We start from the raw sequence: 21124 nt of genomic DNA, 5'->3' as shown, positions 1-21124 counted from the left end.
GTGAGAAGATGACATCAGAAATATTATCTATAGGAGAAAAAATAAAAAGGTCAAGAATATATAAAGGGTTAACTTTAAAAGAAATTTGTGAAGAAAAAATTTCAGTTTCTAAAATGAGTTGTATAGAAAATAATAAAGTAGATGCTGAAGACTGGATATTGGAATATATAAGCGAAAAATTAGAATTAGATATTAATTATTTAAAGCATGATGTAAAAAAACAATTAGTAGACAATGTTGAAGTTTTTCGAAGATGTAAAGAAACTAATAGTTATTATGATGATTATTTTGACGATGTTGAATATAATTTAGAGTATGCTGAAAAATATTCTTATTATGAGTTATGTTGCGAAATAATGCATTTATTTTTTTCTGCGCATATATTTAAACGTAACTTTGATGAATTAAGAAAACTTATACCACGATATTATGATTTTTGTAAAAGAGCGCACAATGAATTATATCAACTAAAATATTATGTTGATGTAGGTGTGTATTTATCTCTAAATGGAGAACAAAGACAAGCTATAAGTTATTATAATAGTGTAAGAAATAGATTAAAAGAATTAAATGTAGAAGATAAACTAGAACTTATAAGAACAACTTATAATGAAGGCTCAGCGTATATGATGCTAGGTGAATATGAAAAGGCATCAGAAATTTGTGAAGAATTAAAATCTATGATTAAGTATTGCGAAAATGAAAAAATTGAAGGAGCAATATATAATTTATGTAGTTTATTAGCATTACATTTAGAAAATTATGATGAATTTGAGGCATATAAAAATAAAGTTTTTAAGCTTTACAAAAATGATTGTGAGAAATATGCTAGTTGTTTGCATAATTTTGGAGAGGTTTTAATAAGAAATAAAAAAATAGATTTAGGAGAAAATTGTATTAGGGAAAGTTTGAAAATATTTCCAAGAGAGAATAAAGAAAAGTTATGTATATTTTTGATAGCAAATTTAGAAGCATTAATTGAAAATAAAATGTTAGGATTGGCAAAAGAAGTTTCAAATGAACTTTTAACTTATGCTATAAACTTAGATAGTTCTAAATTTATAGAGAGTGCATATTATTATAAAGCTATATTATTGCAATTAGAAGGGGACTATGCTGCTTCAGAAACATATATGAATTTATCATTAGATGCGTTATTGAAGTGTGGGTATAAAGATAAAATATACAAACGATATTTGCAAATGGGAAATATGTATCATAAGTTAGGAGAAGTGTCAGAAGCAATAAAATTTTTAAATTTAGCAATGCAATTAGAGAAAAAAATTTAATTAGAAAAAGCTATGAAATTAAATTAATTTCATAGCTTTTTATTATTTATTTAATTCTCTATCAATAATAAATTTTTTAGCTTTAATTTCGAAAGTATCATCTAATTTTGTTAAAGCTACCTCTGCATCTTTATATTTATTATCTAAAGCAATTTTAAGTAGTCTGTCTGCAAGTTCAGGATTTTTTGATAATAAACTACCATGGAAGTAAGTGCAATATGTGTTTTTATAGATGCAACCTTCTTTTTTATCATCACCATTATTACCATAACCAGCTTTTACTGAACCAAGCGGTTTTAATCCATTTGTATAAGTTCTTCCTGAGTGATTCTCAAATCCTACATAGGTTTCATCAAATTCTTCATTATATATAACTGTATTGCCTATAAATCTAGTATTACCAGCTTCTGTATATATATCTAGAGCACCTAGACCTTCTAATTTTTCACCTTCAGGTGTTGTATAATATTTACCTAAAAGTTGATAGCCACCACAAATACATAAGAATACTTTACCATTTTCTATATAAGACTTAATGCTATCTTTTTTATAATTAATTAAATCGTTGGATACAATTGATTGTTCATAGTCCTGACCGCCGCCAAAAAATACTATATCATATTTATCTTCATCAAATTCATCTCCAACAGAAACATTTATTATGTTAACTTTTATGTTTCTTTCATTAGCTCTATGCTTTAAAATTAAAACATTACCAACATCACCATAAACATTCAATAAATCAGGATATAAATGACATATATTTAGTTCCATTAAATCACCTTGCCTTACCATATTTTATCGATATAACCTTTGCTATGAAGAGTTTTTCTTATATTAAGCATAGCTGTGTAAGTAGCTAAAATATAAGTAGTTTCAGTATCTGAAGATTTTATATGTTCTATTAATGTATCTCCATCATCGCATAATGTAAATTTATTAGTATCAAATCCAGCTATTTTTAATCTTACAGCCATGTCATATAATCTAGTTCCAGAAATTAAGATATTATTTATAGCTAATTCATTTAATTTTTCAAAGTTTACATCCCATATCCAAGAAACATCTCGACCATCTGCATATTTATCATTAAGCAATAAAGCAAGATTAATTTTCTTTTTGTCTAACATTATTGTATTTACTGCTTGATCATATCCAGCAGGATTTTTAACTAAAATTATTTTAACTTCTTTTCCATCTATGTTTATTGTTTCTTGTCTTCCAAAGCTTGTAGATTGATTTTCAAGGGAAGAAAATATAACTTTATCAGCTATACCTAATTCTTTTCCTATAGAATAAGCACATAGACCATTATAAATATTATATTCTCCAGCTTGATTTATAGTAAGTTGATTATTGTTTACAATAACTGTAGAGCCCTTTGGACTTAAATCTAACACTTCTTCAACTTTATATTTTAGTTCAGGACGTTTATATCCGCAATTTTCACAGTAGTAATATCCTAAATGATTATAAGTTACAAATTCATATTTATAAGGTGACTTACAACATTTACAAAATTTATTATCGGAGTTCATAGAAATAGTTGTATCTTTATTTATAGGAATTTCAAAACCATAATAAACAACGGTATTTTTCACATCTAATTTTCCAAAGAGAGATTCATCACCATTTAATACTAAAGTAGTATTAGGGGTCTTCTCAACACCGTTAAATATTTTAGAAAATGTAGTATGGATTTCACCGTATCTATCTAATTGATCTCTAAATAGATTAGTTACAGTTATAATTTTAGGTTTAACATCTTCAGTTACTATTGGCACATAAGCTTCATCAACTTCGATAACAGCATATTTACCTTTATTGTTTTTAAAAAATTTATAATTATCAATAAAACAAGATGTAATTCCAGCAACCATGTTAGCACCTGTACTATTAGTTATAACATGATTGTTATCACCTTTTATTATGTTATAAATCATATTAGTAGTAGTTGTTTTACCATTTGTGCCAGTAACTAGTATAACAGTATAGTCCTTAGCCACTGTTTTTAAAATATGTTTGTCAAACTTTAATGCAACTGCCCCTGGAAAGTTTGAACCACCTTTAGAAAGCAATTTAGAAAGAAATTTAGCGGTTTTCGCTGTAATTATACTTAAAAAAGAATTAATCTTAATTTTCAACACTCCCTTAACTTAAATTATCTTTAGATTACAAATTATATTTGTCTTTTAGAATATACTATTTTAAAAAATATGTAAATAATAAAATGTGAAATTTTAAAATAAAATACTAATAATTGATAATTAAATTATATATACGAGTATTATAACATTTTATAAAAAGCTTTTCTATACTACGAAGTTTTTGAAAATATTTAATAAGAATCAAAAAAAGAATAAAAACATAACTGATGCATTATTATGGAAAGTTAAACAAGTGGATTTTTTTATGTAGCTTTGGTAAAATAATGTTGATTTAATGTTTATAAGGAGGTTTTTTATGAGTAAAAAGCTATATGGCAATAAAAATATGCTACTCGTTGCTATAATAGGCCTATTAGCTATATTAATCGTATTAATTTTAAAAAATAAAACCGATTTAAAAAATATAGTGAAAAAGGAAATGAATATTTTTATTCATCTAACTTTGAAGAATCCATAAAAGTTTATGAGTCAATAAATAAAACTGATAAAAGATCAGCAATTTGGCCAGCAAAAATAAGTGAGTTATATTTACTACAAGATGATAATGAAAATGCAGAAAAATACATGAAAATTTCAATGGAAAAAGAAGATAAAAATGGAGAAGCTCACTCAATTTTATTAAATAATGAATTTTTAAATTTAAAAGAAAAATTTGTTGAAAATAGAATTAATGAAGATGACTATACAAAAATTTATCAACATGTAAAAGAAGCGTTAGATATGTATCCTGAAAATAATGAGATAAAAAGAATAGCTTTTGCTATATACTTATTTCATGGAGATGGGACAAATGCAAAAAAAATATTAGATAGTTATGCTACTAAAAATTTTACAGCATCTGAACTTTGTGATAAGGCTATGATGTATTTTCAAATGAATGATTCAAAAGCTGCGTATTCAACGTTAATTAAAGCTTATGAGTTAGATAAAAATGAGATGAAAATATATGATAGTACATATGAAGCATATATGTCTAATAAAAACATTTTAAATGAGCTTATTGATTTAGCAAATGAAAATGATAGTGAACTATTTTATAAGTTAGCATTGACTAAAATATATGTATCAAATGTTGATTTAAATAAAGGTGAAGAATTATTAAATGAGATAGGAAGTACGAAATTAGAAAATAACTTTATAATCCCTCAATTATTAATGGTAGAACTTTTAAATAATAAAAACCAACTAGATAAAGAATGGGATATAATTTCTGACTTATTAAATAATCATAGCGATGATTATAAAGTGAACTATTTAACATCTTGTTATTGGTTAAGTAAAAATGATATAGAAAAGGCAATTAAATATTTTAAAATTGCAATAAAACAAAATAAAAACTATTTACCATTATACACCAAGTTGGCTCCGGACATATTAGAGATGAAAGGTGAGCCTAATAAAGCAATTCCATATTTGCATTATGCACTGTATTATTCACCTTATAATTCTTTAACATATGTTAGTAATGGTTATTATAACTTGTATAGTATGAATAATAGTGTTAATGCTTTAAAACACTTTAAAATAGCTCAGATATTTAATGAAGATGATTTAGAACTTAAATATCAGACAGCATTGGTATATTTATCTAATCATAATTATAATGAGGCTATAGAGATGTTAAATAAATGTATTAAAAAGGATAGTAAGAATATAAAATATCATAGAACATTAGGAACCACTTATGTTATAGCAAAAATGCAAGATGAGGCTATAAAAGAAATTAATATAGCTTATGAATTAGATAAAACTAATATATTAACATTAAACAACTTAGGATGCTATTATATCACTGTAGAAGGAAATATTGAAAAATCCTTTGAAAATATAGAAAAATCCTTTAAAAGTTTAAAAGAAGAGCATGATGAGTATACAATAAAAACAATAACGGAAAATTATAATAAAATAACGGACTTGAAGAAAAAATATGAAAAAGGGAAAGAAAATGAAGTTATAGAAATACCGGATTTTGTTATGTTTTATTAACTAATTAAAATTTAAGAAAAGCATCTTAAAATAAAGGAGTTTATTTTAAGATGCTTTTTGTTAAATAAATACAATGATTAACAAAATAAATAATTTTCTGTTAATTTAAGGAATACATAGTGTTATAATTAAATATAAAGTATATTTTGAAAATTATATTTTGTATTTGGAGGTTAAAATGAATAAAGAATTTTTTAAAAGAAATAGGAAAGAACTTTTAGGTGGATTAAGTGATAATTCAATAACAGTATTATTTTCAGGAGATTCTCCCTTTAAATCGGCAGATTATAAATATAGATTTGAACCTAGTAGAAACTTTTATTATATTACTGGTTTTGAAAGAGAAAATGCAATCTATATGGTGTTAAAAGAAAATGGTAAAATCATAGAACATTTTTATATTGAAAGACAAGACCCAGAAATGATTAAATGGATAGGTAAAAAACCTACTATAGAAGAAAGCAAAGAAATAACAGGAATAGAAAATGTTAAATATAATGATCAATTTAAAGAAGATTTTTCTAGAATAGGTCGTGTAACTAGTTGTTGTTATGAAACAGTTTATTTAGATTTAGAAAAAAGAGAATATGATTCAATGCCTACGAAATCAAATGAATTTGCTATAGAACTTATGAAAAAATATCCTTATCTTAAAGTGAAAAATGTATATGGTAAAATAGCAGAATTGAGAGTTGTTAAAAAACCAGAAGAAATAGAATTGATAAAAAAAGCTATAGAAATTACTAAGGAAGGTATATATTCTATATTTAAAAATAGTAAAGAAGAAATATCAGAATGCGAATTAGAAGCACATTTTGATTATGAATTAAGGAAAAGAGGAATAAGGCATACTGCATTTGATACTATTATAGGCTCAGGTATAAATGGAACTATACTTCATTATGTGGAAAATAATTGTAAAATAGAAAAGAATAGTTTGGTATTGTTAGATTTAGGGGCACAATACAAATTATATAATGGAGATATCTCGCGTACTTTTCCAGCTAATGGTAAGTTCACAGAAAGACAAAAGGAGGTTTATAATGCAGTATTAAGCGCAATGAAGAAGGTGGAGGCCACCGCTAAGGCAGGAATAAAAATGTCTGATTTAGAAAAAGTAGCTATGGATGAACTTGGAAATGGGTGTGTAAAATTAGGGCTAATAAAAGATAAATCAGAAGTAAGAAAATACTATTTTCATTCAATTGGACACTACTTAGGGTTAGATACTCATGATGTAGGATCATATGACAGAGTCTTAGAAGAAGGTACAGTTATAACAAACGAACCAGGGATTTATATAGAAGAAGAAGGAATAGGGGTAAGAATAGAAGATGACTTATTAATAACTAAAGAAGGATGTATTAATTTATCTAAAGATATAATAAAAGAAGTAGAAGAAATTGAAGAATTCATGGCAGAAAATAAGCAATAAAAGGGAGGGAAAGCTTCCCTTTTATTGCTTTAAATTTATTATTTTACTTTTTAAATTGATAGAAGATCTTATTTTTTCATATTCTTCTTCAATTGCATGGAACATTACAGTTAATGTTTCAAAAACTATTTCTGCATTAAAATTATTATTAAAAGGTATGCAAGCTTTAGCATTAACTACGTTATCATTTTCATAAAATGATATATATTTATATGTTGAATTTAATTCATTAAATAGCTTATAAAGTTCAATTTTGTTATCTTCTTGTGGGATACTTGTGATATGAAATATATAAATATCAGCTAAGGTATCATCATCCGTTAATGAAATAACAGCTCTTTTTTCAACTCCGCCACCTAAAACTGGTCTTTCAACACCATTTATATTTAATTTTTCCGGAAAAGAAAAAATAGTTACATTATCTATATTCATTCCTTTATTCATCGGTATTTTTCTAGCCTCAAGAAAATCTTCGAAGTCTTTAGAATTATTTCTCATTAATAAAATCCCCCTTAAATGTAGAAATAAATTATGTGATTATTCAAAAAACAGTCCATATTTATATCATTATCTCATAAAGAATAAAATAAGTAAATATATATTATATTATAAAATATTAAAAAATATTACCAAAATGTGGATAAAACTGTTGATAATGTGGAAAACTTAAATCAGTAATTAAAATAAAAAATAAAGAAGCATATGCTTCTTTATTTTTTATCGAAATTCACTTTAGAAATCAAGTAATTTTGTAATTCAGTATTTCTTTCTTTATCCATTGGGGGAACACCCTCAAGTTTATATTTTATACCTAATACTTCATACTTATTCACTCCAAGAAGGTGATAAGGTAAAAGATCTATTCTGTCTACATTAGGTATTTCCTCATTTATTATTTTAGCTAATTTATCCATGTGTTCTATGGAATCAGTATATCCAGGAACTACAACATGTCTTATCCAAACTCTACAATCACTATTTTTAAGTGCTTTTATAAATAAATTAACCCCTTCAGTATTAGATCCAGTTAAGGTTAAATATCCATCACTATTTTCATGTTTTAAATCAAGTAAAACTAAATCAGTATACTTTAAAATTTCTTCATAATTTCCATCGCCATATCCAGCAGTGTCTATTGTTGTATGTATTCCTTTAGCTTTACATTTTTTTAGAGCTTCTAGCAAGAACTCTGGTTGAACTAGAGGGTCTCCTCCGGAAAATGTAATGCCACCACCAGATCTTTGGAAAAATGGTTTAAATCTTTCAACTTTAGCTACTAAATCATCAGCAGTCATTTCTTCTCCACTATTTAAAGTCCATGTGTCTGGATTATGACAATAAGCACATCTTAATTTACAACCTTGCATAAATACTACAACTCTTATACCTGGACCATCAACAAGTCCCATACTTTCGATTGAATGAATTTTTCCTTTTACCATAATTATTCTTCTCCTTATAAGGCTTTATTAGTTTTATATGTCTTATTAAGATATATTAAAAAAATTATTAGAATATAGAAACCTTTAAAATATTATAGGGATAAATAGTAGTTGTTTATACATAAACATATAAAAATTTTAAAAAATAAAAAGCCATTTTAACTTAAAAAGTATCTAAGTTTTTAGCTTCTGTATATAATAACTTTTTTAATATATCAGAGTTGCTTATATTTAAAGCAACCCTGATAATAGTCATAGTAATATTAAATTAGATTGATTTGTGGAATGTTCTGCTTATAACTTCTAATTGTTGAGCTTTAGTTAATCTATTGAAGTTAACTGCATATCCAGAAACTCTGATTGTTAGAGTTGGGTATTTATCTGGATTTTCCATAGCATCTAATAGAGTTTCTCTGTTTAATACGTTAACGTTTAGGTGGAACGCACTTTGAGAGAAGTATCCATCCATGATTGATGCTAAGTTGATTTTTCTTTCTTCTTCAGTTTTTCCAAGTGCATCTGGAATTATAGAGAATGTATTAGAAATACCATCTTGGCAAGCATTTCTGTATGGTAATTTAGCAACTGAGTTTAATGATGCTAAAGCACCGTTACAATCTCTTCCGTGCATTGGGTTAGCTCCTGGAGCGAATGCTTCGCCAGCTTTTCTTCCGTCTGGAGTAGCTCCTGTTTTCTTACCGTAAACAACGTTAGAAGTTATTGTTAATGCAGATAAAGAATGTTCAGCATCTCTGTAAGTTGGGTGTTTCTTTAACATTTCAGAGAATACGTTTAATAATTCTACTGCTAAATCATCAACTCTATCGTCGTCATTTCCGTATTTAGGGAAGTCTCCTTCGATTTCGAAGTCGATAGCTATTCCTTCTTCATTTCTTATAGGTTTAACTTTAGCATATTTTATAGCACTTAATGAGTCAGCAACAACTGATAATCCAGCAACTCCGAATGCCATGAATCTCTTAATATCAGTATCATGTAATGCCATTTGTCCAGCTTCGTAAGCATATTTATCATGCATGAAGTGGATTGTATTCATTGTGTTTACATATAATTCAGCAATGTATTCTAAAACATTGAAGTAAGCAGGTTTGATTGTTTTGTAATCAAGTACTTCATCAGTTATTTTATTTAATCCTTTAATTACAACTGTTCCTTTTTTCTCATCAATTCCACCGTTGATAGTGTATAGTAAAGCTTTAGCTAAGTTTACTCTAGCTCCGAAGAACTGCATTCTCTTACCAATTTCCATAGCAGATACACAGCAAGCTATACCATAGTCATCTCCATATATTGGTCTCATTATATCATCATTTTCATATTGGATTGCTCCAGTTTGAATTGACATTTTAGCACAATATTCTTTGAAGTTCTTAGGTAATTTTTCAGACCATAAAACTGTCATGTTTGGTTCTGGTGCTGGATCTAAGTTAGTTAATGTGTGTAAGTATCTGAAAGAGTTTTTAGTTACTAATGGTTGACCATTTACAGATACTCCAGCTATAGATTCAGTTATCCAGTTAGGATCTCCAGCAAATAATTCATTATATTCTGGAGTTCTTAAATGTCTAGCAAGTCTTAATTTGATTATGAATTGATCAATTATCTCTTGAGCTTCAGCTTCAGTTATAATTCCAGCTTCTAAATCTCTTTCCATGTATATATCAAGGAATGTACTTGTTCTTCCTAAAGACATTGCAGCACCGTTATTTTCTTTTATAGCAGCTAAATATCCAAAGTATACAGCTTGAACTGCCTCTTTAGCATTTGAAGATGGTTTAGATATGTCTACTCCATAAGATGCAGCCATAGCTTTTATTTCATTAAGAGCTCTTATTTGCTCATTAACTTCTTCTCTTTTTCTTAATAATTCTTCTAAAGCAGGTCCTACTAAAGCATCTAAGTCAGCTTTCTTTTGCTCTATTAAGAAGTCTATTCCATAAAGAGCGATTCTTCTGTAGTCACCTATGATTCTTCCTCTACCATAAGCATCTGGAAGACCAGTTAATAAACCAACACTTCTAGCAGCTCTTGTTTCTTTGCTATAAGCATCAAAAACACCTTGGTTATGAGTTTTTCTATATTTATTGAAGTATTTTGCAATATCTTCATTTAATTTATATCCATATGCTTCTAGTGATTGCTCAACCATTCTGAATCCTCCGAATGGGTTAACAATTCTTTTAAGTGGAGCATCTGTTTGTAATCCAACAATTACTTCATTATCTTTGTCGATGTATCCTGGTGCAAAATTGTTAATTCCAGAAACTTCATTAACTTCTACATCAATTATACCTTTTTTTATTTCTTCTATTATTAGAGCATGAGCTTTTTCCCAAACTTTTTCAGTTTTTGGAGTCATTCCAACTAAGAAAGACTCGTCTCCCTCATATAATGAATAGTTTTTTTGAATGAAATCTCTAACATTAATTTCTTCTTTCCAAAGCTCACCTTTGAAATTTTCCCATTGTTTAAACATTTACTATTCCTCCTTAATATATTACAAGTGATTACGTTTTAAAACATTATATTTTAAAGAGATAAAAAATAATGATAATAACTTTTTTACTGTAATTTATATTTAAGTTTTGCTTCTGTTATAATTGTATTACTAATACAGAAATAAATCAATATGTTTTGAAATTGTCAGAAAAAATAAATTTAAATATTCATTATTATTTAATGTAAAAACAATGTAAAAGTTTAGGTAAATAGGGAAAAATGGAGTAAAATCTATATCAGATTTTATTAAATTACATCATAAACAAGGAAAAAATGTTTTTAAATGTAAAAGAATAACTTTATAAATGAACATATTGTTAAAAAAACGCAATAAAAAATATAACAGTTTTAAAAAACTAATACAGTTAATGTAACAGTTAATAATTATCTTTTACAATAACTTTTAATCTAGAATTAAGCATTACCTTGAAATCTAATGATAAATTAAAAATAATATAACATTTAAATGGTAATTTTATTAATTTTAAAAGAGATAACAGTTAAAAAAAATAAGAAAATAATAACATAATAGAAATGATTTAGTAATAAGTATTAAATATACTAATATTATTTTGAAATTTTTTGAGAATAAAATAGTGCAAATATAAAATTTTAGACATAAATATACTAATTATATTAAAATAAGGTATAATAAGAAAAGAAAAGTTTAAAACTTAAATAGAGGCATTGATTAGATGAGTGAATAATATGAATATTTAAATAAATTTTAAATATTTCTTAGGAGGTATTAAAATTGGGTAGAAGAAAGCCAAGTATGTTTAGTAGAAATTATGAAAAAGAAATGAAGAAAATGAAAAGAAGAAAATACATAATTTTAATATTAGTTGGTGCTTTTTTAGTTAGTGCAGTAATTTTTTTTAGCACACCTATAAAAGATAAATTTGTTAATATAATAAGATCCAATATTAATGTATCTAAAAATGAAACCAACAATGTAAAAGAACCTGTAGTTGAAGAAAATAATGATTCTAATAAAAACATAAATAAAGAAGAAAATTCTCATAATGAAAAAGAATTAATAAAAGATGTATTAATAGAAGGAAAAAATTTAAAATTAAACTTAGATGATAAAAAAGAAAAAATTATTTCTTTTGAAGGTGTTGAAAGTTTAAAAGGAGATATAAGTCCTAATGGTAAAAATATGATTGTTTTAAATAAAGATAGTCAGAACATGTATTTAGTTGATTTGAACGGAAGTACTAAAGATGTAACTCAAAAGGAATATATTTCTGATGAAAATATGACTTTTTCAAAAGATAAAGTTATTACAGAAAATCAAGGTTATATTTGGGCAGATAACCCTAAATTTATAAATGATAATTTAATAGCATATACAAGTTATCTACCTTGGATAATTTCAGAAAAAAATCAATATATTTGGACTTTAGATATTAATTCTCTTAATAGGACCCCCCATTATGAAATTTACGGTAAAGATGTAAAAATGGGAAATCTTCAAGAAAAAGGCTTAGTTGTAAACATAGATAACAATGTTTTATTTATAGATTCACAAGGGAATATAGTTTATTAATAGGAAAAATTGTAAAAAATCTTGTAATTAGATATAGAAATATTGTATAATTTGAAAAAGCTTGATAAATTTCAAATTATAAACTATGATTGAAAAATAAATAGAAATATTTAGTTTGTTATAATTAGCACAAGTTAATAATTAATCTACCTAATTTGAATAATATGTGTTATAATTTATTAGGTTAATATTCATTTATATATAGTAGGAGGAAAAAGAAAAATGAACGTTAAAGTGGAAAATTTACCAAAAAGCGTTGTAAAACTAACAGTAACAGTAGAAGCAGAAAAATTTAATAGCGCTGTAAAAAAAGCATTTGCAAAAAACTCTAAGAAGTTTAATATACCAGGATTTAGAAGAGGTAAAGCACCTTATGCAATAGTAAAAAAATATTATGGAGAGTCAGTTTTATTTGAAGATGCATTAGATATAGTTTATAGAGAAACATATCCAGTAGCATTAAGTGAAAATAAAATAAATCCAGTTGATTACCCACAAATAGAAATAGAGCAAATTGGAGAAGGAAAAGATTTAATATACATAGCTAATGTACCAGTTGCTCCAGAGGTAAAACTTGGAGAATATAAAGGATTAGAAGTTAAGAAGAACGAATATAAAACAACAGATGAAGATGTTGAAAATAAAATAAAAGAAATGCAACAAAAAAATGCTAGAGTAGAAGTTAAAGAAAAAGCTATTGAAAAAGAAGATATAGCTGTTATAGACTTTAAAGGATTTGTAGGAGAAGTTCCATTTGAAGGTGGAGAAGGAAAAGACTATGAATTAGAAATTGGATCAGGTACTTTTATAGACAACTTTGAAGATCAAATAGTTGGATTAAAAGCTGGAGAAAATAAAGAAGTTCATGTAACATTCCCAAAAGAATATGGAATAGAAGAATTAAATGGAAAAGAAGCAAAATTTGAAGTTACAGTTAAAGCTGTAAAAACAAAAGAATTACCAGCAATAGATGATGAGTTTGCAAAAGAAGTTTCAGAATTTGAAACTTTAGAAGAATTAAGAAATGATATAAAAGCTAACTTAGATAAATCAAACGAATTAAGAACTGAAAGAGAATATGAAGAGGCTGTTATATCTGCAGTTGTTGAAAATGCAACAATAGATATTCCAGAATCAATGGTAAATAGAGAAATAAGCGGAATGCTAAAAGATTTAGAAACAAGATTACAATATCAAGGATTAACTCTTGAAAAATACTTCCAATTCACTAATACAAATGAAGAAGAGTTTAGAAATCAAATGAACGAAGTAGCTACAAATAAAGTTAAAACTGAAATGGTAATAGATAAAATTGCTGAAGTAGAAGAAGTTAAAGCTACAGAAGAAGAATTAAAAACTAGAGCAGAAGAAATAGCTAAAATGTACTATGGTGCAGAGGATGCTGAAAAAACAGCTGAAATGTTAATGGAAAGCCAAAAAGTATATTTAGAAGTTCAAGTCCTTGCTGAAAAAGTAAGAAAAATGTTAGTTGAAACTAGTAAAGCTACTAATTAATAGAATAATAAATTTTGTTAAAATATGATTAATTGCCAGATTTTTTTTCTGGCAATTAATTTTAATAATATATAAATATATAAATTATAGTTTAAACATTAAATTTATGGACAGAATTAGTTAGTGTAGTATTTGTATTATAAATATAGTACAAAAAGGAGGAAGTTGTATGAGTTTAGTACCAATGGTAGTAGAGCAGACTAATAAGGGTGAAAGATCTTATGATATTTATTCTAGACTTTTAAAAGAAAGAATAATATTTTTAGGAGAAGAGGTAAACTCTACTACTGCAAGTTTAATTGTTGCTCAATTATTATTTTTAGAATCAGAAGATCCAGATAAAGATATTTATCTTTATATAAATAGTCCTGGAGGATCAATAACAGACGGAATGGCTATATATGATACTATGAACTATATAAAGCCAGATGTTGTTACAATTTGTACAGGATTAGCTGCATCAATGGGAGCATTTTTATTATCATCTGGAGCTAAGGGAAAAAGATTTGCTCTTCCAAATAGTGAAATAATGATACATCAACCATTAGGTGGATTTAAAGGGCAGGCTACAGATATAGATATACATGCAAAACGTATAATAAGAATAAAAGAAACATTAAATGAAATATTAAGTGAAAATACTGGTAAGTCCCTTGAAGTAATTAAAAAAGATGTTGAAAGAGATTACTTTATGAGTGCAGAAGAAGCAAAAGAATATGGATTGATTGATGAGGTAATAATTAAAAAGAAATAGCATTTTAGAGAGGTGTAGACATGCCAAGAAATGATGAAAAGAAAAAATTCAAATGTTCTTTTTGTGGAAAAAATGAAGAACAAGTAAAAAGACTTATAGCTGGACCAGGGGTTTATATATGTGATGAATGTATAGAATTATGCTCAGAAATTATAGTAGATGAAAGAGAAGACAGTGTCCAAATGGATATGGAAACTCTTCCAAAGCCAGCAGAAATAAAAAAATATTTAGATCAGTATGTTGTTGGACAGGATGAAGCTAAAAAATCTTTATCCGTTGCTGTCTATAATCACTATAAAAGAATAAGTTCTAATGTTAGTGAAGGGGATGTTGAACTTCAAAAAAGTAATATTTTATTATTAGGACCAACAGGTTCAGGAAAGACATTACTTGCACAAACTTTAGCTAAAATGTTAAATGTACCTTTTGCTATAGCTGATGCTACTACATTGACAGAAGCTGGATATGTAGGCGAAGATGTTGAAAATATCTTACTTAAATTAATTCAAAATTCTGATTATGATGTAGAAAAGGCAGAAAAAGGTATAATATATATTGATGAAATAGACAAAATAGCAAGAAAATCCGAGAATCCGTCTATAACTAGAGATGTATCAGGTGAAGGCGTACAGCAAGCATTATTGAAAATTTTAGAAGGAACAGTAGCATCTGTACCACCTCAAGGCGGAAGAAAACATCCACATCAGGAGTTTATACAAATTAACACTTCAAACATTTTATTTATATGTGGTGGAGCATTTGATGGCTTAGATAAAATAATATCAAGAAGAACTCAAAAATCATCAATGGGATTTGGTGCAGATGTTCAAACTAAAGAAGTTAAAGATATAGGAGCATTATTAAAAGAAATAATGCCAGGAGATTTGTTAAGATTTGGTTTAATACCAGAGTTTGTTGGAAGATTACCTATAATAGTAACTTTACAAGCTTTAGATGAGAGTGCATTGGTTAGTATATTAAGTGAACCTAAAAATGCACTAGTTAAGCAATATAAAAAGCTATTTGAAATGGATGATGTGTTATTAGATTTTGATGAAGAAGCATTAAAACAGATAGCTAATGAAGCAATCAAAAGAAAAACTGGAGCAAGAGGTCTTAGAGCTATAATAGAAGAAACTATGAAGGATATTATGTTTGAAATTCCTTCAAGAGAAGAAATTGAAAAAGTTATAATAACTAAAGATACAATAAAGACTAAAGAACCAGATGTTGTTATAGCTGAAAGTGGAAAAAGAGAGCCGTTGAAAATTGAATCAAAAGGTAAATCTAAACGAGGTTTAGAACCAGCATAATGTTAGAAAATAATGTTAAATATTTTTAATATATAAAGGCACTATATGTTTTATAGTGTCTTTATTTTTATGCAATTATTTTAACTTATATTTTATCCTTATGATTAAGTAAGAATTTTATTTAGTGAATAAGAATATTAAAGGAAAATGTGAAAATAATAGTAGTATAAAGGGGAAAGTATGTACTTTTATATAATATAAAAAGCTAATATTCCCTAAATAAAGATTTATGGAGGATAATGTATATGATTATGGAAAATTCAACGATTTTTCTTATTTTAACTGTTCATTCTATAATTATTTTCTCATTAATAATTTATATATTTTCAAGTAAGGGTAATATAAAAAACTCTTCATCAAATATTAATGAAAAAAAGGAAGATGCTAAAAGACTAGAAGAAATGAAAAGTATATCATTAACTATGCCACTTTCGGAGAAAAGCAGGCCAACGAATTTTAATGAAATAATAGGTCAACAAAAAGGTATAAGAGCTTTAAAAGCAGCTATATGTGGACCTAATCCACAACACGTTATAATTTATGGGCCACCAGGCATTGGTAAGACAGCAGCTGCAAGACTAGTTTTAGAAGAAGCTAAAAAAAGAGAAAACTCACCTTTTGGTGATTATTCTAAATTTGTAGAAATAGATGCAACAACAATAAGGTTTGATGAAAGAGGAATTGCTGACCCGCTTATAGGTTCGGTTCATGATCCTATATATCAAGGTGCTGGACCATTAGGTGCAGCTGGGGTACCACAACCTAAAATGGGAGCTGTATCTAAAGCTCATGGTGGAGTTCTATTTATAGATGAGATTGGTGAGTTGCATCCAATTGAAATGAATAAGTTATTAAAAGTATTAGAAGATAGAAAAGTATTTTTAGATAGTGCTTATTATAACTCTGAAGATAATAATATGCCACAATATATAAAGGATATATTTGATAATGGGTTTCCAGCAGATTTTAGACTGATAGGTGCTACAACAAGAAATCCAGAAGAAATACCTCCAGCTATAAGATCAAGATGTGTAGAAATATTTTTTAGGGCTCTAACACCAGAAGAAATAGAAGTTATAGCCAATAATGCTATGAAAAAATTAGAATTAAATTTAGAAGAAGATGCAGCAAAGTTAGTGGGATTATATTCTTCAAATGGAAGAGATGCAGTTAATTTAATTCAATTGGCATCAGGAATAGCTATAAATGAAAATAGAAAGTATGTAAGTGTTGAAGATGTTGAGTGGGTTATTGAAAATGGTCATTATAGTAAAAGACCTATAAAGAAAGTAAAGACTGCGCCTATGATAGGAAATGTAAATGGGTTGGCAGTGTATGGAGCTAATATAGGAGCATTGATGGAGATTGAAGCAACGGCGATGAAAGTTAAATCTCGTATGGGAAAAATTAAAATAACAGGAATAGTTGAAGAAGAAGAAATTAAAGATAACAACAAGAAAATAAAGAGAAAGAGCACAGTAGCATCATCACTAGAAAATGTAATTACTGTCATTGAAAAAACTTTTTCATTACATGTAAATGAATATGATATACATGTAAATTTTCCAGGGGGAACTCCAGTAGATGGTCCATCAGCAGGAGTAAGTATAGCCACTGCTATATATAGTGCTATAACTGGAAATAGAGTAAACAATAAAGTTGCTATGACTGGTGAAATATCTATTTATGGACTTGTAATGCCAGTAGGTGGTGTAAGTTCTAAAATTCAAGCTGCTATGAAAGCAGGTGCTACAAAGATAATTATTCCTAAAGAAAACTGGCAAGAGAGTTTTAGTCAGATTGAAGGTGTTGATATTATACCAGTAGGTCATATAAAAGAAGTGATAAAAATTTCAATAGTAAATCAAGAGTATGAAACATTGGATGTGAATGTTAAAGGTGACTTAGATATACTAACTGCAAAATCTATATAGTTAATAATATATAAGAGTTGTTTAATTTAATAATATTTTTTATTTAATATTTAAAGGAAATATGTTAAAAGAATATATAATTAGAGTGACTTATTAATTGAAAAAAATCTTAATTATGGTTATAATATATTAGTCTATTTATATACTTTTTTAAATCATAAGCGATAAAATAACATTAATTTATAGAAATGAGGGGAGAAAATGGAGAATAATATAATAAAACTTCCTTTAATACCTTTAAGAGGATTAAGTATTTTCCCATATAATGTATTGAATTTTGATGTGGGAAGAGAAAAATCTATAGTTGCCCTTGAGACTGCTATGACTAAAGATCAGAAGATTTTTTTAGTTTCACAAAAAGATGCTAAAGTTGAAGACGTAGAAAAAGATGATATACAACAAATAGGAACTATATGTACAGTAAAACAGTTGGTTAGGTTACCTGAAAATTACATAAGAGTGTTAGTTGAAGGTGAATGCAGGGGGAAATTAATAGATTATATAAAAGATGAAAGTAGTATTTTAGGTGAAATAGAAGTTATAGAAGATAAAATACCTAAGGAAGATATGGTAGAGTGTCAAGCTTATGTTGCATCTATACTAGAAAGTTTTCAAGACTATTTAGAAGTTACTAATCAGTCAATGGATGTAATGATAGATTTAGATGAAGAGGAAGACCTTGGAAGAATATGCGACACTATAGCATCGTATATGTTATTAAAACAAAGTAAAAAACAAGAATTATTAAGTTTAATTAATATTAAAGAGCGTTTAGAAAAGTTGTTGACAATTATAAAAGGTGAATTGGAAATTGTAGCACTGGAAAAGAAAATAGGCATAAAAGTAAAAAGTAAAATTGGAAAGGTACAAAAGGAGTATTATCTTAGAGAACAAATAAAAACAATTCAAGAAGAATTGGGAGAAGATGATGAAGAGTTAAAAGAACTTAGAGAATATGAGTCTAAGATGGTAAAAGCGAAACTTCCTAAGGAAGCGAGAGAAAAGGCTTTATATGAGCTTAAAAGGTTAAAAAGTAGTGGAGCATCTTCTCAAGAAGGTCTTAATACAAAAACTTACTTAGATGTTCTATTAGGTTTACCTTGGGGAACAATAACAAAAGATAATTTAGACATAAAAAATGCTAGAAAAGTACTAGATGAAAACCATTATGGAATGGAAGACGTTAAGGAAAGAATAATAGAATATTTAGCGGTAAGAAAAGTTAGTAGAGGATTGAAAGCTCCAATACTATGTTTGGTTGGACCACCTGGAGTTGGGAAGACTTCTATAGCTGAATCTGTTTCAGAAGCCTTACAACGTAAATTTGTAAGAATGAGCTTAGGTGGAGTAAGAGACGAAGCAGAAATAAGAGGTCATAGAAAAACTTATGTAGGAGCTATTCCAGGTAGAATTATAAATGGTATGAAAAAAGCAGGATCTAAAAATCCAGTATTTCTTTTAGATGAGATAGATAAAACAGGAATGGATCATAAGGGAAATATAGAAGATTCACTATTAGAAGTTTTAGATCCAGAACAAAACAATAGTTTTAGGGATCATTACTTAGAATTAGATTTTGACTTATCAAAAGTATTATTTATAACAACAGCCAATTCACTTGATACTATATCTAGACCACTTTTAGATAGAATGGAGATTATAGAAGTAAGTGGATATACTTTAGAGGAAAAATTTAATATAGCTAAAAGGCATATAGTTCCTAAATTATTAAAAGAACATAATGTTAAAGAAAGTCAAATTAAGATACATGATTCTGCAATAAAAAAAGTTGTAGAAAGTTATACTAGAGAATCAGGAGTTAGAAGTTTACAAAGAAAATTAGCTACAATGATAAGAAAAGCTATAACTGAACTTGTAGAAAAGGATAAAGAAAAAATAGCAATTACATCTAATCATGTAACTAAATACTTAGGCGTAGAAATATTTAGCTATGATGATATGCAACAAGATGATAAGATAGGGGTAGTTACTGGTTTAGCATGGACAGCATATGGTGGTGATACTCTTCCTATAGAAGTAATGGTTATGGACGGAAATGGAAAACTTGAACTTACTGGTAAGTTAGGTGATGTGATGAAAGAATCTGCAAAAGCTGCATATAGTTATGTAAGATCTAATGCAAACAGATTTAGTATAAAAAATGAGTTTTATAAGAACAAAGATATTCATATACATGTACCAGAAGGGGCAGTACCTAAAGATGGCCCATCAGCGGGGATAACAATGACTACAGCTATGGTATCAGCGTTAAGTAATTCAAAAGTAAAACATAATGTTGCAATGACTGGCGAAGTAACTTTAACTGGAAAAGTGTTGCCTATTGGAGGACTAAAAGAAAAAAGTCTAGCTGCATATAGAATGGGTATAGATACTATAATAATGCCAAAAGACAATAAAAAAGATATAGATAAACTGCCTAAGAGCGTTAAAAATAAGATAAAATTTATACCAGTAGAAAATGTAAATGAAGTACTAAAGAATGCTTTAGTTATTGGAGAGATGAATAATGGAAATTAAACAATCAGAATTTGTTATATCAGCAGTGAAACCACAACAATATCCTATTGATAATAGAGTAGAATTTGCTTTTGTTGGACGTTCAAATGTTGGAAAATCATCACTTATAAATACTTTAACAAATAGAAAGAAATTGGTTAAAGTAAGTGGTACACCAGGAAAAACTAGATTAATAAACTTTTTCTTAATAAACAATGAGTTTTATTTTGTAGATTTGCCAGGATATGGATATGCAAAAGTATCTAAAAAAGAAAAGGATAGCTGGGGAAAAATGATGGAGAAATATTTAATAGATCGTCCACAGCTAAAAAAAATAGTGCTTTTAGTTGATTCTAGACATAAGCCTACTAATGATGATGTTATTATGTATAATTGGGTAAAACATTATGGGTATAATGTTATAGTGGTAGCTACAAAAAGGGATAAATTAACTAATAATGAGGCAGCCAAAAGTAAAAAACTTATAAGAGAAACTTTAAAAATGGATAAGGAAGAATCAATAGTTTTCTTTTCATCATTAAAAAAAGAAGGTAAAGAAAATTTATTAGAAGAATTAAGTAAAAATATAGAATTGGAATAGTTAATAAGTGTTTATGATTATATAAAATTAAATATTTATTAATAACTTAAAAATTCAAATAAATATAAAAAACACATACTTTATAAAAGTATGTGTTT

The 21124-nt window shown here is 27.2% G+C and carries 16 protein-coding genes; 11 read left to right on the top strand and 5 right to left on the bottom strand.

Annotated elements, in window-relative coordinates:
• Positions 1-8 precede the first annotated feature (8 nt).
• Positions 9-1289, top strand: coding sequence for a helix-turn-helix domain-containing protein (locus tag CSGHG_RS08535; RefSeq protein WP_010294178.1), 1281 nt, complete (start codon positions 9-11; stop codon positions 1287-1289).
• 42 nt (positions 1290-1331) lie between these two features.
• On the opposite strand, the gene CSGHG_RS08530 is transcribed toward CSGHG_RS08535, so the two are convergent.
• Both CSGHG_RS08530 and CSGHG_RS08525 read right to left on the bottom strand, forming a co-directional pair.
• A complete protein-coding gene (locus CSGHG_RS08530; protein ID WP_010294175.1) occupies positions 1332-2063 on the bottom strand; it encodes a type 1 glutamine amidotransferase in 732 nt (243 codons plus the stop codon).
• A 14-nt stretch (positions 2064-2077) separates the two neighbouring features.
• Positions 2078-3436, bottom strand: a complete 1359-nt coding sequence (locus tag CSGHG_RS08525) for a Mur ligase family protein (RefSeq protein WP_026022278.1) — start codon at positions 3434-3436, stop codon at positions 2078-2080.
• Positions 3437-3752: 316 nt separating this feature from the next.
• Here CSGHG_RS08525 and CSGHG_RS23160 point away from each other — a divergent pair, with 316 nt between their 5' ends.
• The 3 genes from CSGHG_RS23160 (at position 3753) to CSGHG_RS08510 (ending at position 6878) form a co-directional block, all read left to right on the top strand.
• On the top strand, positions 3753-3914 hold the full coding sequence (locus CSGHG_RS23160) for a hypothetical protein (RefSeq protein WP_155844750.1): 162 nt from the start codon (positions 3753-3755) through the stop codon (positions 3912-3914).
• 107 nt (positions 3915-4021) lie between these two features.
• A complete protein-coding gene (locus CSGHG_RS08515) occupies positions 4022-5443 on the top strand; it encodes a tetratricopeptide repeat protein (RefSeq protein WP_010294171.1) in 1422 nt (473 codons plus the stop codon).
• A gap of 178 nt (positions 5444-5621) precedes the next feature.
• Positions 5622-6878: an aminopeptidase P family protein gene (locus CSGHG_RS08510; RefSeq protein WP_010294169.1), complete on the top strand. Its 1257-nt coding sequence runs from the start codon at positions 5622-5624 to the stop codon at positions 6876-6878.
• 21 nt (positions 6879-6899) lie between these two features.
• On the opposite strand, the gene CSGHG_RS08505 is transcribed toward CSGHG_RS08510, so the two are convergent.
• The 3 genes from CSGHG_RS08505 to pflB all read right to left on the bottom strand — a co-directional run bounded on the left by CSGHG_RS08505 (position 6900) and on the right by pflB (position 10817).
• Positions 6900-7376 carry a hypothetical protein gene (locus CSGHG_RS08505; RefSeq protein ID WP_010294167.1) on the bottom strand — a complete coding sequence of 159 codons (477 nt, stop codon included), beginning with the start codon at positions 7374-7376 and terminating at the stop codon, positions 6900-6902.
• A gap of 212 nt (positions 7377-7588) precedes the next feature.
• Complete coding sequence (pflA, locus tag CSGHG_RS08500; protein ID WP_010294165.1) at positions 7589-8320, bottom strand: pyruvate formate-lyase-activating protein; 732 nt, start codon at positions 8318-8320, stop codon at positions 7589-7591.
• Between the two features lie 268 nt (positions 8321-8588).
• A complete protein-coding gene (gene pflB, locus CSGHG_RS08495) occupies positions 8589-10817 on the bottom strand; it encodes a formate C-acetyltransferase (RefSeq protein WP_010294163.1) in 2229 nt (742 codons plus the stop codon).
• 777 nt (positions 10818-11594) lie between these two features.
• On the opposite strand from pflB, the gene CSGHG_RS08490 reads away from it, so the two are divergent.
• The 7 genes from CSGHG_RS08490 to yihA all read left to right on the top strand — a co-directional run bounded on the left by CSGHG_RS08490 (position 11595) and on the right by yihA (position 21026).
• Positions 11595-12392: a hypothetical protein gene (locus CSGHG_RS08490; protein WP_010294161.1), complete on the top strand. Its 798-nt coding sequence runs from the start codon at positions 11595-11597 to the stop codon at positions 12390-12392.
• Positions 12393-12614: 222 nt separating this feature from the next.
• The gene (tig, locus tag CSGHG_RS08485; RefSeq protein WP_010294160.1) at positions 12615-13907 is read left to right on the top strand and encodes a trigger factor; all 1293 of its coding nucleotides are present in this window, start codon (positions 12615-12617) and stop codon (positions 13905-13907) included.
• A 169-nt stretch (positions 13908-14076) separates the two neighbouring features.
• Complete coding sequence (clpP, locus tag CSGHG_RS08480; protein ID WP_010294158.1) at positions 14077-14661, top strand: ATP-dependent Clp endopeptidase proteolytic subunit ClpP; 585 nt, start codon at positions 14077-14079, stop codon at positions 14659-14661.
• Positions 14662-14681: 20 nt separating this feature from the next.
• Positions 14682-15974 (top strand): ATP-dependent Clp protease ATP-binding subunit ClpX, encoded by a 1293-nt coding sequence (clpX, locus tag CSGHG_RS08475; protein ID WP_010294156.1) that lies wholly within the window; start codon positions 14682-14684, stop codon positions 15972-15974.
• 245 nt (positions 15975-16219) lie between these two features.
• Positions 16220-17908 carry an ATP-dependent protease LonB gene (gene lonB / locus CSGHG_RS08470; RefSeq protein ID WP_010294153.1) on the top strand — a complete coding sequence of 563 codons (1689 nt, stop codon included), beginning with the start codon at positions 16220-16222 and terminating at the stop codon, positions 17906-17908.
• A 201-nt stretch (positions 17909-18109) separates the two neighbouring features.
• Complete coding sequence (lon, locus tag CSGHG_RS08465; protein WP_010294149.1) at positions 18110-20446, top strand: endopeptidase La; 2337 nt, start codon at positions 18110-18112, stop codon at positions 20444-20446.
• Positions 20436-21026: a ribosome biogenesis GTP-binding protein YihA/YsxC gene (gene yihA / locus CSGHG_RS08460; RefSeq protein WP_010294147.1), complete on the top strand. Its 591-nt coding sequence runs from the start codon at positions 20436-20438 to the stop codon at positions 21024-21026. Before lon ends, yihA begins: the two co-directional genes overlap by 11 nt.
• The last annotated feature ends 98 nt before the right edge of the window (positions 21027-21124 follow it).

The organism is Clostridium senegalense JC122, from assembly GCF_000285575.1.
GTDB lineage: Bacteria > Bacillota > Clostridia > Clostridiales > Clostridiaceae > Clostridium_J > Clostridium_J senegalense.
This window is presented reverse-complemented; position numbering and strand designations above follow the sequence as displayed.